This window comes from Pantoea sp. BR_17 (assembly GCF_041955125.1).
In the GTDB taxonomy this organism is placed as follows: Bacteria; Pseudomonadota; Gammaproteobacteria; order Enterobacterales; family Enterobacteriaceae; genus Pantoea; species Pantoea stewartii.
Genome location: NZ_JAVAXT010000004.1, coordinates 109,357 through 124,864 on the forward strand (window position 1 = coordinate 109,357; position 15,508 = coordinate 124,864).

At 51.9% G+C, this 15,508-nt stretch carries 12 protein-coding genes; 11 read left to right on the forward strand and 1 reads right to left on the reverse strand.

Annotation, left to right across the window (positions count from 1 at the left end):
• The first annotated feature begins 173 nt into the window (after positions 1–173).
• The 3 genes from udk (at position 174) to asmA (ending at position 3,304) form a co-directional block, all read left to right on the forward strand.
• Complete coding sequence (udk, locus tag RAC60_RS08410; protein WP_006119880.1) at positions 174–815, forward strand: uridine kinase; 642 nt, start codon at positions 174–176, stop codon at positions 813–815.
• A gap of 84 nt (positions 816–899) precedes the next feature.
• On the forward strand, positions 900–1,481 hold the full coding sequence (gene dcd / locus RAC60_RS08415) for a dCTP deaminase (protein WP_006119878.1): 582 nt from the start codon (positions 900–902) through the stop codon (positions 1,479–1,481).
• Between the two features lie 14 nt (positions 1,482–1,495).
• Positions 1,496–3,304, forward strand: coding sequence for an outer membrane assembly protein AsmA (gene asmA, locus RAC60_RS08420; RefSeq protein ID WP_375093321.1), 1,809 nt, complete (start codon positions 1,496–1,498; stop codon positions 3,302–3,304).
• A gap of 24 nt (positions 3,305–3,328) precedes the next feature.
• On the opposite strand, the gene RAC60_RS08425 is transcribed toward asmA, so the two are convergent.
• The gene (locus RAC60_RS08425) at positions 3,329–4,900 is read right to left on the reverse strand and encodes a transporter associated domain-containing protein (protein WP_375093323.1); all 1,572 of its coding nucleotides are present in this window, start codon (positions 4,898–4,900) and stop codon (positions 3,329–3,331) included.
• A gap of 777 nt (positions 4,901–5,677) precedes the next feature.
• Between RAC60_RS08425 and wbaP the strand changes: the two genes are divergently transcribed.
• The 8 genes from wbaP to RAC60_RS08465 all read left to right on the forward strand — a co-directional run bounded on the left by wbaP (position 5,678) and on the right by RAC60_RS08465 (position 15,503).
• Complete coding sequence (wbaP, locus tag RAC60_RS08430; protein WP_039338133.1) at positions 5,678–7,111, forward strand: undecaprenyl-phosphate galactose phosphotransferase WbaP; 1,434 nt, start codon at positions 5,678–5,680, stop codon at positions 7,109–7,111.
• A gap of 274 nt (positions 7,112–7,385) precedes the next feature.
• Positions 7,386–8,525 carry a polysaccharide export protein gene (locus RAC60_RS08435; protein ID WP_033740498.1) on the forward strand — a complete coding sequence of 380 codons (1,140 nt, stop codon included), beginning with the start codon at positions 7,386–7,388 and terminating at the stop codon, positions 8,523–8,525.
• 9 nt (positions 8,526–8,534) lie between these two features.
• The gene (locus tag RAC60_RS08440) at positions 8,535–8,969 is read left to right on the forward strand and encodes a protein-tyrosine-phosphatase (protein ID WP_006119871.1); all 435 of its coding nucleotides are present in this window, start codon (positions 8,535–8,537) and stop codon (positions 8,967–8,969) included.
• 12 nt (positions 8,970–8,981) lie between these two features.
• Positions 8,982–11,159 (forward strand): tyrosine-protein kinase Wzc, encoded by a 2,178-nt coding sequence (gene wzc / locus RAC60_RS08445; RefSeq protein WP_033740496.1) that lies wholly within the window; start codon positions 8,982–8,984, stop codon positions 11,157–11,159.
• Positions 11,160–11,405: 246 nt separating this feature from the next.
• Positions 11,406–12,542: an EpsG family protein gene (locus RAC60_RS08450; RefSeq protein ID WP_006119869.1), complete on the forward strand. Its 1,137-nt coding sequence runs from the start codon at positions 11,406–11,408 to the stop codon at positions 12,540–12,542.
• A gap of 128 nt (positions 12,543–12,670) precedes the next feature.
• Positions 12,671–13,588, forward strand: coding sequence for a glycosyltransferase (locus RAC60_RS08455; protein WP_033740494.1), 918 nt, complete (start codon positions 12,671–12,673; stop codon positions 13,586–13,588).
• 81 nt (positions 13,589–13,669) lie between these two features.
• Positions 13,670–14,422, forward strand: a complete 753-nt coding sequence (locus RAC60_RS08460) for a glycosyltransferase family 2 protein (RefSeq protein WP_110268230.1) — start codon at positions 13,670–13,672, stop codon at positions 14,420–14,422.
• 46 nt (positions 14,423–14,468) lie between these two features.
• A complete protein-coding gene (locus RAC60_RS08465) occupies positions 14,469–15,503 on the forward strand; it encodes a glycosyltransferase family 4 protein (protein ID WP_375093326.1) in 1,035 nt (344 codons plus the stop codon).
• The last annotated feature ends 5 nt before the right edge of the window (positions 15,504–15,508 follow it).

Here is a 15,508-nt window from a genome sequence, read left to right on the forward strand (position 1 = left end):
TGAAATCATTCGAGTTAAAAGGGGAAAGTCTGAAAACCGGCCATGCCATTTCTCTGGCATCAAAAGACCGAAATCCCTATACTTAGCGCCAAATCACCCTCTCCGTTCAGCCCCATTAACTGGGTGCGCAGTTTGCGTACAGTTTCTGGCTCCAGTATCAGGTTTTTAAAAGTATGACTGACAAGTCCCATCAGTGCGTGATCGTTGGCATTGCAGGTGCATCCGCATCCGGTAAAAGTTTAATCGCCAGTACCCTGTATCGTGAAATTCGCGATCAGGTGGGTGATGAACACATCGGTGTTATTCCCGAAGATGCCTATTACAAAGATCAAAGTCACCTCACCATGGAAGAGAGGGTTAAGACCAATTATGACCATCCCAGCGCGATGGATCATGATTTGCTGTTACAGCATCTGCGCGCTGTCAAAGCAGGACAGGACATTGAACTGCCGGTTTACAGCTACGTTGAGCACACCCGCACGCAAGAGACGCTGCATCTCAAGCCCAAAAAAGTCATTATTCTTGAAGGCATTCTGTTGTTAACGGATGCGCGGTTACGCCAGGAACTGAATTTTTCCATTTTCGTCGATACGCCGCTGGATATTTGCCTGATGCGCCGAATGAAGCGCGACGTCAATGAACGCGGTCGCTCAATGGATTCCGTCATGAGTCAGTATCAGAAAACGGTACGCCCGATGTTTCTGCAGTTCATTGAACCGTCAAAACAGTACGCGGATATCATCGTGCCGCGCGGTGGTAAAAACCGCATCGCGATTGATATTCTGAAGGCCAAGATTAACCAGTTTTTCGAGTAGTTTACGTCTCAAAAGGCGTGACGCGAACAGGTTAAAAGCACAGATGCGCCCTGTTCGCTACACTTACTTCATGGAGTTACCGTAATGAGATTATGCGACCGCGATATTGAAGCCTGGCTCGACACTGGAAAACTGGCGATTACCCCACGGCCAACCGTGGAACATATCAATGGTGCAACAGTGGACGTGCGTTTGGGCAATCAGTTCCGGACGTTCAGCGGACATACCGCGCCGTTTATTGATTTAAGCGGCCCGAAGCACGAGGTCAGTGCTGCGCTGGATCGCGTCATGAGCGATGAGATCGTGTTGCCGGAAGGTGAGGCGTTCTTTCTGCATCCGGGCGAACTGGCGCTGGCGGTAACGCTGGAATCTGTCACGATTCCCGACGATCTGGTGGGCTGGCTCGACGGGCGTTCTTCACTTGCCCGCCTCGGGCTAATGGTTCACGTCACTGCGCACCGTATCGATCCGGGCTGGCAGGGCCGTATCGTGCTGGAGTTTTATAATTCAGGCAAACTGCCTCTGGCGTTGCGCCCTGGCATGTTGATTGGTGCGCTAAGCTTTGAACCGCTTTCCGGTCCGGCAGCGCGTCCCTATAATCGCCGTGAGAATGCAAAATATCGTGGCCAGCAGGGTGCTGATGCCAGTCGTATCGACAAAGATTAATTCATGAGGATGTGATGAGAAGAGTGATAACCACGCTGGCCATTCTACTGGTAGTGGTCGTAGCCGGATTAACGGCGTTGGTCATGCTGGTGAACCCTAACGACTTCCGTAGTTACATGGTGCAAGAGGTCGAACAGCGTAGCGGTTATCAACTCACTATCGATGGCGACCTGCGCTGGCATGTGTGGCCGAAACTCAGCATTCTCGCCGGACGGATGAGCCTGACGGCACCCGGAGCGGCGCAACCGGTTGTTTCTGCCGATAACATGCGTCTGGATGTTAATCTTCTGCCGTTACTTTCCCATCAGCTCAGCGTAAGCCAGGTGATGTTAAAAAATGCCATCGTGCGGGTCACGCCAGACAGCGCCGCGCGGGCACCTGAGAACGCGCCGCGCGCGCCACACAACAGCGAACCCACCTCGTCTGCCGGCTGGTCGTTTGACATCGACAATCTGCAACTGTCCGACAGCCTGCTTATCTGGCAGCAGCCGGGCGGGGACGCCTTTACCTTCCGTAATCTTAATCTGGATATGGAGCAGGATCAGTCCAGAATCGCCACGATCGGCCTGACGACCAGTCTGACCCGTAACCAGCGCACCGCTGTCCTGACGCTGAAAGGGCAACTGGACAAATCACGCTATCCGCATCAGTTGAGCGGCCAGGTGGCGCAGGTCGACTATAACCTGACCGGAGCGAGCCTGCCGCCAGAGGGCATTAAAGGCACGCTGAGCTTTCAGGGCAACTGGGACCTGGATAAAAATCGTTTTGACGTGAGCAATCTTAAGCTGACCGCTAACGACAGCGTGCTCAGCGGGCGCGCTGAAGGCGAACTTACGCCGCCGCAAAAGCTGGCGCTGGATCTTCATGCCAGCGCACTCAATATGGACAATCTGTTGTTTATCTCGACCCTGACCCAGCAGATGAGTGGACAAAACAGTCAGATTGCCCCGGCACCGGTCATCGCGGACCAGCCTGAACCGACCAATGCAGACTCCCCGCTTAACGACATTGATCTTGATTTGTCGCTGCAGGCCGATAGCGCGGTCTGGCGTGGCCTGAACCTGACCAAACTCTCCCTCAAAGCGGTTAATCAACAGGGGCTGGTAACCTTCAGTACATTATCAGGCAATGTGGGGCAGGGGAGCTTCTCTGTACCGGGCAGTATCGACATTCGTCAGCCTGTTACGCAGGTCGCTTTTACGCCGGTGCTGAACCAGATAGCTATCCAGCCTTTATTAAAAGCGCTGGCCTTGCCGCCGTCGCTGCAGGGAACCCTGAGCCTTAAAGGTGAATTGTCGGGTGAAAATCTGACGCTTGCGGATGCAAAACGCAGCTGGCAGGGCAAGGCCGATATCCAGGCGCATGATCTGAAACTGGCCCAGCTCGACTTACAGCAAATGGTGCGCAGTGCCGTGGCACGTGTCAGCGACCGTGTCAGCAGTGATTCTCAGGCGTACGGACAGGGCATTGAGCAGGTGAGCGGACAACTGGCCATGAAAAATGGGCTGCTGACGTTAAGTCATCTCGACGGTGGAGGGAAGGCGCTGACGCTGCGCGGCGAGGGGCGTATCAATCTGGTGCAGCAACAGCTGGATGTGACGCTGGGCCTGACACTGAGCGACTGGCGCGGCGACGAAAAACTGGTGGCCGCGCTGTCCGACCAGGTGATTCCGTTCCGTATTTATGGCAGTTGGGCTAATCCGCAATATACGCTGCCGGTAGATGATGTCATGCGTGACAGGCTACAGAATGAGGCAAAATCCCGCCTCAATCAGTGGCTCGATCGTCAACAGGCAAAAGACAAGAACAGTACGCACCCGTAATTACCGTCGGCAGCCGGCGCTGAATTACGCTTTCAGCGCCGCACCGTCGACGTAAGGTACAATCCCTACCTTCTGAATCCGGTGCTGATCGACCTGTAAAGTCCGTAGCCGGTATTCGCCAAGCTGAATCTCTTCGCCTTCCTGCGGCACATGTTGCAGGCGATCCATCATTAAACCTGCGATCGTGTGGTAATGCTGTGTGTTTTCTCGCGGCAGCGTGACGTAAAGGGCCAAATCGTCCAGTGGCATATGGCCATTGGCAATCCAGCCGCCTGCACCGTCAGGCTGAATGTCGTGGCGTGCCTCTGAATCGGCTTCGTTCGGCAGATTGCCCGCAATCGCCTCCATTAAATCGCTCAGCGTCACCACGCCTTCTACCGACCCGAACTCATCGACCACAAACGCAAAATGCGTCTGTGCCTGGCGGAACTGCTCCAGCGCCTGTAACACCGTTATTCGCTCATGGAAGACCAGCGGCTGACGGATCAGGCTACGCAGATCCAGGGCATGCTGATGCAGCAACTGATGCAGCAGATCGTTAACATGGACAACACCAAGCGGTTCGTTACCGTTTTCGGTGATAACGATGCGCGTATGCTGATTGCGGTCAAGATCGGCCATAATGACGTCGGGATCGTCGCTTAAATCAATGTGCTGAACATCATGGCGCGTGGTCATAATTGTGTCGATACGACGTTGCCCCAGTCCCATCACGCTGGCAATCATCACACGTTCCTGCCGGTTAAACAGGGCAACAGACTCACCGTCAGCCAGCATAGAAGCGGTTTGCGTATCCAGCTCGGCCTGTTCCGCTTCACCACGCAGCAGCCGCAGCACGGCTTCAGCTGTGCGCTGGCGAAGGGGCCGTCCGGCTGACAACACTTTACGGCGGTTAAACTGTGCCAGCTGATTCAGGGCTTCAATGACGACGGAGAAACCGATCGCGGCATACAGATAGCCCTTGGGAATCGCAAAACCAAACCCTTCCGCCACCAGACTGAAACCAATCATCAGCAAAAAGCTCAGACACAGAATCACGATGGTCGGATGGTTGTTAACAAAGCGCGTCAGCGGTTTACTGGCTAACAACATCAGTAAAATGGCGATAGTGACCGCCGCCATCATGATCGGCAGATCGTTGACCATCCCGACGGCGGTAATCACCGCATCCAGAGAAAAAATGGCATCCAGCACGACAATTTGTGCCACGACGGGCCAGAATTTAGCGCCGCCCTTTTGTTGAGTGTCCTCCGCATCGCTGCCTTCAAGTCGTGTGTTAAGTTCGGTGGTCGCTTTGAACAGCAAAAACATCCCCCCGCACAACAGCAACAGATCACGCGCACTAAAGGCATGATGCGCGAAGGTGAATAAAGGTTGAGTCAGCGTTACAAGCCAGGAAAGCGAGGCTAACAGCAGCAGGCGACAAACCAGCGCCATGAGCAGACCAATAATGCGCGCGCGGTCGCGCAACGCCGCAGGCAGTTTCTCCACCAGGATAGCGATAAACACAAGGTTATCAATACCCAGCACCAGCTCCAGAACGATTAGCGTTACTAAACCTGCCCACAATGAGGGATCGGTCATTACCTCCAGCATGCGTTATTCACCTGAATGTCTAAAAATAAGCTTTGTCTGATGATAGTGGACAGACGGCGTCGGGACAAATAGCGGAATGACAGGCGCTTTACGCTTTATTTAGACACAGACCACTTTAATTACAGGCGAATTAATGGACGAAATGATTAATGCGGGAAGGACTGTAAGGGATAAAGGTTGCAGATTAATGTCACTACACTCGCCATTCAGAGGAATTTCTTATGCGATTAATCCTGGTGCCAACATGGAATAAATCTGATTTTTTTCTTCCCTGGCACCCAAAATGAGCGGCTTCAATACTTATTACTGGTAGTCTTTTTCCTAAAATAGTCCGGTGATGGCGGGGTCCACTTGTAAACAGGCCAGTAATAACTAGTATAGCAACGAGTTAGTTAACGCCTGCGTCTGAACCTGTAATTTGCGCAATCATCCGTCAGGGTAAGCAGCGGAATGTAAACGCATTCGGCAAGGGATGCGTTGTGCGCCTTCATTTGTGGCGCAGGGAGAACCCGAGGCTATCAAGGCGGTATTGGCACCGACAGCCAAGGGCGGTAGCGTGCCTGACTTGCCGCTGTGGTTTGATATTTAATCAGTCCTGTGTGGGTAAAGTCAGAGTAATCTGTTGGTATTGAGTACGGGATTATTGTTTTCATAGTCAATGACAATGGCGTAAATGCCGCAGGAGCTCCCCTCAGAAACGCTTCAGGCTCAACATCAGTACTGTTCACTTCAGGGTCTGGTCGTGGTGGGTTAAGGAAATAAAATAAAGAGTTAAATATGCGCGATAACCATTTTACGTTTAAAAGTCTTATCACCAAATTATTATTGGCTTGTTCTGATTTAATATGTTTCAACGCGGCATTATTTATCGCGATGATGCTAATTAATTTGACATCTCCATCTCTTTTATCGGATATGTCTGACCGGGAATTAAATTTAAAAATTGCTACCCACATTTGCCTGTCAGTAATTTGCGTGGGCTGGTTCTGGGTCAGACTGCGTCATTACACCTATCGCAAACCTTTCTGGTTCGAATTAAAAGAAATTTTTCGTACCATTCTTATTTTTTCCGTTATTGAACTGTCAATCACGGCACTGTCTCAGTGGCAGATGTCCCGTTTTGTCTGGCTGCTGACCTGGCTTATCACGCTGGTGATTATTCCTGTCTGTCGCTCCGTTTTTAAACGCGTCTTAAATAATTATGGCCTGTGGAAAAAACAGACCATCATTATCGGCAGCAGTAAAAATGCCCAAGAAGCGTGGGAAGCGCTGCAAAGTGAAGAAGTCATGGGATTCGATGTCATTGCCTTCTACGACGTTGATGGGACCTGCCCTCAGGATGTCATGTCGGGCGTTCCTGTTCTGCGCGACGAACAGGACGTATGGAAGCTGACCAATGCGGACACCCAGTTCATCGTGGCGGTGGAATTCGAGCAAAGCCAGTACCGTGATATGTGGCTGAAATCACTGGCTATGCACAACTGTCGCTCCGTTTCTGTCATTCCGACGCTGCGCGGCGTACCGCTGTACGGTACCGATATGGCCTACATCTTCAGCCATGAAGTCATGATCCTGCGCGTGCAGAATAACCTGGCTAAGCGTACGTCACGCTTCCTGAAGCGCGTATTCGATATTGTTGGCGCACTATCTATCATCGTCATGCTGCTCCCCGCGCTGCTGGTGCTGGGTTTTCTGGTCGGCCGGGATGGCGGTCCACCGATTTATGGTCATGAGCGCGTGGGCATGAATGGCCGTAAATTCAAATGTCTGAAATTCCGTTCGATGGTGATCAACTCCAAAGAAGTGCTTGAGGAAGTGCTGCGTACCGATCCGGTCGCCCGTGCTGAGTGGGATAAAGATTTCAAACTTAAAAACGATCCACGCATTACCAAAGTCGGCCACTTCATTCGTAAAACCAGCCTGGATGAGCTGCCGCAACTGTGGAACGTCGTTCGGGGTGATATGAGTCTGGTAGGACCGCGTCCTGTCATCGAAGACGAGCTGGCACGCTACGCCGGTGACGTGGATTACTACCTGATGGCCAAACCCGGCATGACCGGACTGTGGCAGGTCAGTGGTCGTAACGACGTAGATTATGAAACGCGCGTCTATTTCGATTCCTGGTACGTGAAAAACTGGTCGTTGTGGAACGATATCGCCATTTTGTTCAAAACCGTCGGTGTCGTGCTTAAGCGTGATGGTGCTTATTAACCGCAGGAAAAAGGTGCCAGCCTCTCTCTGACAGCACACGACAGGGGAGCGGGTTGGTACATTTTTCTAAAAAAAAGCGGTACGGCATTGATAAACAGCCATGTTCTGCTTTGCTTTATTTCTTTCTGGGTAAAGCGCGTGATCGGTAAAAGACAGGAGCTAAGAATAATGAACGACATGTTCAGTGCCTGAGTCAGGATAGTTTACTTTTTTTGAGCGCTTACACAGCGGCGTACTTGCCTCTATCAAACATTAACTGATAGCGAAGATCTAAATGATTACAATGAAAATGAAGATGATACCTGTTTTGGTATCTGCCACGTTTATGGCCGGCTGTACCGTCGTGCCGGGGCAAAATTTATCCACTTCGGGAAAAGATGTCATTGAGCAGCAGGACAATAACTTTGACATCGACAAGTACGTTAACGTGTATCCGTTAACGCCGAGCCTGGTGGAAAGAATGCGTCCTAAGCCACTGGTAGCACAAGCCAACCCGTCACTGCAAAATGAGATTCAGAACTATGAATACCGTATCGGCATTGGTGATGTGCTCACCGTGACCGTATGGGATCACCCTGAACTCACCACGCCCGCTGGTCAGTACCGCAGTGCAAGCGACACCGGTAACTGGGTCCATTCAGATGGCACCATTTTCTACCCTTATATTGGTCGGGTCCGTGTCGCAGGCCGGACCGTAGGGGAAGTGCGTAATGAGATCGCGCGTCGCCTGGCACAGTACATCGAAAGTCCTCAGGTTGACGTCAGCATTGCTTCCTTTAAGTCACAGAAAACTTACGTAACCGGTGCGGTGACCACCTCAGGTCAACAGCCTATTACCAACGTTCCGCTTACTATCCTGGACGCAATTAACGCCGCGGGCGGACTGGCTGCGGACGCCGACTGGCGCAACGTGGTTCTGACGCATAATGGCCGCGAACAGCGCGTGTCATTGCAGGCGTTGATGCAGAATGGCGATCTGAGCCAAAACCATCTGCTTTATCCGGGTGACATTCTGTATGTGCCGCGCAACGACGATCTGAAAGTCTTCGTTATGGGTGAAGTGAAACAGCAGGCCACCCTGAAGATGGATCGCAGTGGCATGACGCTGGCGGAAGCGCTGGGCAATGCGGCGGGCATGGATCAGACCACGTCGGATGCGACCGGTGTCTTTGTTATCCGTCCGACACGCGGCACAGACCGCAACAAGATCGCCAATATTTACCAGTTGAACACCAAAGATGCTGCATCAATGGTGATGGGTACCGAATTCCAACTCGAACCTTACGATATCGTCTACGTGACCTCGACGCCGCTGACGCGTTGGAACCGCGTGATATCGCAGTTGATACCAACCATAGCCGGTGTTAACGATGCGACGCAGGCCGCACAACGCATCCGCAACTGGTCGAACTAAGGTTTCGCCATGATTAAGTCTGTGTTAGTCGTCTGCGTAGGCAACATCTGCCGCTCTCCTACCGGAGAGCGCCTGTTCAAACGTGCGCTGCCGCAACTCTCTGTCGCCTCAGCCGGTCTGGGTGCCCTCGTCGGGCACGCGGCGGATAAAACCGCCTCTGACGTCGCGGCCGATAACGGGTTGTCACTGGAAGGGCACGAGGCCCAACAGTTAACGGCCAACCTGTGTCGGGAATATGACCTGATTCTGGTGATGGAAAAGCGCCACATTGAACAGGTTAACCGCATTGACCCGGCAGCGCGTGGCAAAACGATGCTGCTTGGGCACTGGCTCGATCAGAAGGAAATTGCGGATCCGTACAGAAAAAGCCGTGAGGCCTTTGAAGAGGTTTACGGGTTACTGGAACACGCCACTCAGAAATGGGTCAGCGTTTTAAGCCGATAGTTGGGATTATCCATGAATAGTAAAAATAAAGTCATGACCGCGCCACGCGAGGAATCGAATGGATGGGATCTGGCACACCTTGTGGGACAGCTGATTGATCACCGGTGGGTGATCGTCGCTGTGACCGCTTTTTTCATGCTGGTGGCAACCCTTTACACCTTGTTTGCAACACCCATTTACAGCGCCGATGCGATGGTTCAGGTCGAGCAAAAGAACACCAGCACCGTTCTGAATGAACTGCAAACGCTGATGCCGACCACGCCTGCTTCTGACACTGAGATTCAGATTCTGGAATCACGCATGGTGCTGGGCAAAACCGTTCAGGACCTCGGTCTGGACGCGGTGGTCTCACAGAACTATTTCCCGGTTATCGGTAAAGGTCTGTCGCGCCTGATGGGCAATAAACCGGGCGAGGTCGCGGTTTCCCGTCTGGAGATCCCACGCACTATCGACAAACGCAGCGTTAAGCTGGAAGTGACCGGAAAAGACAGCTACACCGTTTCGGCTGACGGGGATGAGCTGTTTAAAGGAAAAGTCGGGCAGTTTGAAAAACACGGTGATGTCAGCATGCTGGTCAGCGATATCAATGCTGAACCCGGCACCACATTTACCGTCACCAAACTGAACGAGTTGCAGGCGATTAACAGCATCCTGTCTAACCTGACCGTCGCGGATAAAGGAAAAGATACTGGCGTGCTGGGCCTGCAGTATGTGGGTGAAGACCCGGATCAGATCAGTAAGGTGCTGAACCAGATCGTCAACAACTACCTGTTGCAGAACGTTCAGCGTAAATCTGAGCAGGCGGAGAAAAGCCTGGAGTTCCTGAAAACGCAACTGCCTGAAGTCCGTGCCAAACTGGATCAGGCTGAAGATAAGCTGAACGCCTTCCGCCGCGCGAATGAATCCGTTGACCTCTCACTGGAAGCGAAATCGGCACTGGATTCTTCCGTCAGCGTACAGAGCCAGCTTAACGAGCTGACCTTCCGTGAAGCCGAAGTGTCGCAGCTGTTTACCAAAGATCACCCGACCTATCGTGCGCTGCTTGAGAAGCGCAAAACGCTGGAAGATGAGCAGGCTGAGTTAAACAAGAAAATTGCGCAGATGCCGAAAACCCAGCAAGAGATTCTGCGTCTGACCCGCGATGTGCAGTCAGGCCAGGAAATCTACATGCAGCTGCTTAACCGTCAGCAAGAGCTGAGCATCAGCAAGGCCAGTACCGTGGGTGATGTTCGCATCATCGACCAGGCGGCCACCGCTAACGCACCGGTAGCACCGAAGAAGCTGTTGATTATCGCCGCCAGCTTTATCCTGGGCCTGATGGTTTCCGTGGGCGTGGTTCTGCTTAAAGCCCTGTTGCATCACGGCATCGAAAATCCAGAACAGCTGGAAGAGCTGGGCATGAACGTCTATGCCAGCGTACCGCTCTCCGACTGGCAGCGTAAGAAAGACACCGAAGCGCTGGCACGTCGTGGCCACAAGGTGAAAACCGATCCGCATGACACGCTGCTGGCGCTGGGTAACCCGACCGATCTGTCCATTGAAGCGATTCGTAGCCTGCGTACCAGCCTGCACTTCGCCATGATGGAGGCGAAAAACAACATCCTGATGATTACCGGGGCCAGCCCGGGCATTGGTAAAACCTTTATCTGTGTCAACCTGGCGACGCTGGTGGCCAAAGCCGGTCAGAAAGTGCTGTTTATCGACGGTGACATGCGCCGGGGTTATACCCACGAACTGCTGGGTGCTGATAACAAATCCGGGCTGTCAAACGTCCTGTCCGGCAAAACGGAGTTTAGCCCGGCCATGATTCAGCAGGGCGCGTACGGATTTGATTTCCTGCCACGTGGTCAGGTGCCGCCGAACCCGTCGGAGCTGTTAATGCATCGCCGTATGAGTGAACTGCTGGACTGGGCAAGCAAAAACTACGATCTGGTCCTGATTGATACACCGCCGATTCTGGCCGTTACCGACGCCTCCATTATCGGCAAACTGGCCGGTACGTCGTTGATGGTGGCGCGTTTCGAAACTAACACCACGAAAGAAGTGGATGTCAGCTTCAAACGCTTTGCCCAGAACGGTATCGAAATTAAAGGGGTGATTCTGAACGCCGTGGTACGCAAAGCCGCTAACTCTTATGGTTACGGCTACGACTACTACGACTACGAATACGGTAAACCCACGAAAAGCTAAGCGCTAAGTGAGAAGGGGCGGGTTTCACCGCCCCTTTTGATCGCTGGCTTGCGATGACGACACGCAACGATTTGCACAGATGATTCTGGATAGAACGCACAATAAGCGACGATCTCACGTCAATCATCAGAATTCATCATCAACATGCCCTGGTCTTTCACGCAGACCCGCTGAGACAGCCCCCTGGAAGGGCATCAGCGCTGGCCACTGTTGGCATGTGAACTTGTGGATTTAAGGAATCATACCATGGCTCCATATTGGTCAATATCAGGGTTTTTGCTGCTGCTTTCGCTGTTCGAAATCCTGGTTAAAAAAGACGAACGCACAAATTATGCTTTAACCTGGCTGCTCTGTATTGCTGCCATGATTTTGATTGTTTTCGGCGGTATTCGCGGTCTGGGCACCGGCATGGATGACTTTCAGTACCGGAGTTTCTTCGAGGACTTCGTACGACGCATTCAGATTAACGGCTTTTTTAATACCGTCGCTTTTTTCCGTTACGAACCGCTGATTTTCGCCATGGCCTGGCTGACCAGCCTGTTTTCGCACAATGCCAGCGTCTTTCTGTTTGTGTTTTGTGCCATTGCAGTTTCCATAAATACTTACTTCTTTAAGAAGATGTCACCCTATCCGGTGCTGGCGCTGGCGCTGTATTCCGCGCACATCTTTATTAACAAAGACATAAACCAGATTCGCTTTGGCCTGAGCTCCGCGCTGTTCCTGGGTGTGCTGTGGTCCATTTACCTCAAGCGTTACTGGTGGGCATTTACCTTTTTTATTCTGTCATTTATGAGCCACAATACCGCCGTTATGGTGGTGACGCTGGTGCCGTTCCTGTTTATTCGTGACTGGCGCTGGTGGCCGGTGGTTATCATTCTCTTCAGTCTGCCGCTCTCCGTTGTCGGCGGTTCCAGCTTTATCGCGCTGATTGCCGGTCATCTGGGGTCGCTGGGTGAAAGGGCATCGGGCTATAACAATGACCCGTCCTACGCAATGGATGGCAGTATCCTGTCAGTCTCGAACCTGAAAAACATCATGCTGGTGTTTATCTTCTTCTATTTCATGCTGACGGAAGAGCTGAAGCGCGAAAATTACGCCCAGTACCGTCTTAACTATCTGCTGATTTTAAGTTTTGCTATCGGCGGGGCGATCAGGATCTTCCTGTACAACTTCCCGTCGGGTTCACGTCTGTCCAACTATTTGCAACAGGTCGAGCCGATTATCCTGACCTCGCTCATCTTTCAGGCCAGGCGCGTCTGGAAGCCCGCACTGTTTGGCATGCTGGTTTTCTTCCTGCTCTATTACCTCTACTACAACACCATTTCCACCAAACAGGCGGTTGTCGGCTACGAAGTGGCGCAGGAGTTTTGGTTGACTCGCTAATCAACCCGGCGATCGTCCTCCCGTGAAAGGCGTCACGCAGGGGCGGTTGCCAGTCAGAACACAGGTTTTTCTTCGACCTTTGTCGATTGAATTGTTTATTTTTGAACTATTTTAATGAGGTGCTGGCAATGAAGGACATTCGTTTCTCCATCGTAATTCCGGCTTATAACGCGTCAGAATCGATTGTCACGACGCTGGATTGCGTTAAAGCACAGACGTATCGTCATTTCGAGGTCATCATCGTTGATGACAAATCGGCGGATGCCGCCGCGCTCGCCGAGGTGGTTCGCAGCGAGCGTTACCAGGACCTGGACATCAACCTGGTGTTGTCAGAGGTCAAGCTGAATGGCGCAGGTGCGCGTAACAAAGGCATTGAACTGGCCACGGGCGACTATGTCAGTTTCCTGGATGCCGACGATGAATGGCACGCCGATAAGCTGCTGCAGGTCACAAAAAAAATTGCCGAACTTGAGGCGCAGGGCAAAGACAAGACCATTATCTTCAGTCAGGTGAATATCTATCAGGACGGCGCGTTCCTGAAAGTCATGCCAATGCAGCCGCCTGCTGAAAATGAAACGGTGGCGGAATATCTGTTCGGTTGTTATGGCTTCATTCAAACCAGCACGATTGTGCTGAAGCGTGAAGATGCCGCCAAAATTCAGTTCGATGCGCGCTTTATTCGCCATCAGGATTATGACTTCTGTATCCGTGCCGATCGGATGGGTTACCGGTTCGAGATGATTGACGCGCCGCTGGCTAACTATCATCTGGTGACCTCGTTCGGTTCAAAGCACAAAGGGGAATCGGTCAAATACTCCCTGTTCTGGCTGGATACCATGAAGCCGCACCTTACCGCACGTGATATTCACACCTATAAAGCCTTTAAGCTGCCGCTGCGCTACAAAATGGACGGCAACGCCCTGATGGCGAGCGTGAGTTTTGCCCGCTATTTCTTGCTCACTAATAAAGACAATCGCACCTACTTCCTCAACCGCGTGAAAGACAAGCTGAAAGCGCGTTTTGGCGGTGAAAAGGCACTTTCCTGATTCTCTTAAATGTTGTGACGTTTCTGTGCTGCCGGAAGCCTCTCCCGGTCGCTCCGTCTTTTTATTTATTCAGGTATGAAAATGACTAATCACTCTGGTACCGTTGGCATCGTGATGCCTATGTATAATGCCCGCCAGACGGTATTACGCGCCGTGCAGTCCGTGTTAAATCAAACCTATCAGGACTGGCACCTCTATCTGATCAACGATAAATCCACCGATGACTCCCTCGCCTGGGTAACAGAACAGTGCCAGGATCCGCGTATTACGATTCTGGACAATGCCGTGAACATGGGCGCAGCCGAAACCCGCAATGTCGGCTTGCGCACGGCCAAAGAAGAGATCATTGCTTTTCTGGACAGCGATGATGAATGGCACAGTGATAAACTGCGTCAGCAGATGCAGGCGATAGCCGATGGGGATAATCTGGTTATTACCGAATATCATTATAAAACCCGCAAAGCTGACCACGATATCCGCTACTCGAAGCCGTATTTACAGCAGGACAACTTCGTAAAAAAACAGTACCGTGTCTGCTTCTCTTCCGTGTGCTTTCGCCGTCCACCAGGCGGTATTTTTTTCCAGCGCAAAGGTCATGAAGACTTCCTTTTCCTCTACGAACTGTTTAGCCGTTATAAACAGGCCAGGATAATTCAGACAATTCTGGTGAATTATTATGAGCTGGGCGATTCTCTGTCGCGTAATAAAAATAAAGCCGCGAAATGGCACCTCGAACTATTAAGAATTATCTATAAAAACAATCCGTTAAAAATCTATTACTATTACGCTTGGTATATGGTGAACGGTGTGCTTTTTAGCCTGAAACACCGTTAAGCCGATCGGCAGGATTGTCTGTAAACTTTGAGGTGGATAACGTTTCATGAAAAAAATCGTCCTGGTGATCAAAGACGCTTACTCGTATGCCGGCACCGAGAATATCTGTAACTTTATGTCGGAATGCCTCGGTGATGAGCACGACGTCACCATTTACTCGCTGGAAGGGCACGGTCAGCCGTTTTACCCGTTTGAAAAGGTTAAGCGCATCGTCAGCTTTGAAGGGGAAAGTAACCCGATTAAAAGTGCGGTGGCACGTATCCAGCAGGAAGGCTTTGATACCGTGTTTTTGATCAGCATGGGCCGCCTGAGCGTGATGTTTGCGTTCTGGAATCTGATGACGTTTAAAAAGAAACGTTTCAAAGCCTATGCCTGTGAGCACGTGGCCATCAACTCCTTTAACAAGCCCATTAAATTCCTCAAATTCCTGCTTCTGCGCTACTACGACCGCGTGATTGTGTTGACGGATAAAGATCATCAGGTCTTTCAGCGCTGGCACATTCCCAGCCAGACCATCCCCAACCCGGTCGTATACAAAGCCTGGCAACGCACCTCGCGTCATCGCCAGGCACTCGCAGTCGGCCGTCTGGACAATCAAAAGGGTTTTGACCTGCTACTGGATATCTGGCGCGACTTTGCCAAAGCCCATCCAGACTGGACCCTGGTCATTGCCGGTGACGGCGAGCTGCGCCAGCAGCTGCACGATCAGGCTGCCGTGCTGGGCATCACCTCCAGCGTGAAGTTCGTCGGCAAAGTCAGCAACATCAACGACTACTATCGCGACAGCGATATGGCGCTGATGACCTCGCGTTATGAAGGTTTACCGCTGGTTTTGCTGGAAGCCAAATCGTGGTCGTTGCCGGTGGTGGCGTATGACTGCCCGACGGGTCCTCAGGAGATCATCAATCACGGTGAAGACGGCTTCCTGGTGCCAATGAACAAGAAAAGCGAATTTCTGGCGCGGATGGAGCAACTGGCGAGCGATGATGCCTTGTTCTACGCCATGAGCGAAAAAACCCAACACACTGCGCTGAAATTTGACGGCAAACAGATTAAACAAAGCTGGCTGGCGCTGGTGTAAACGGG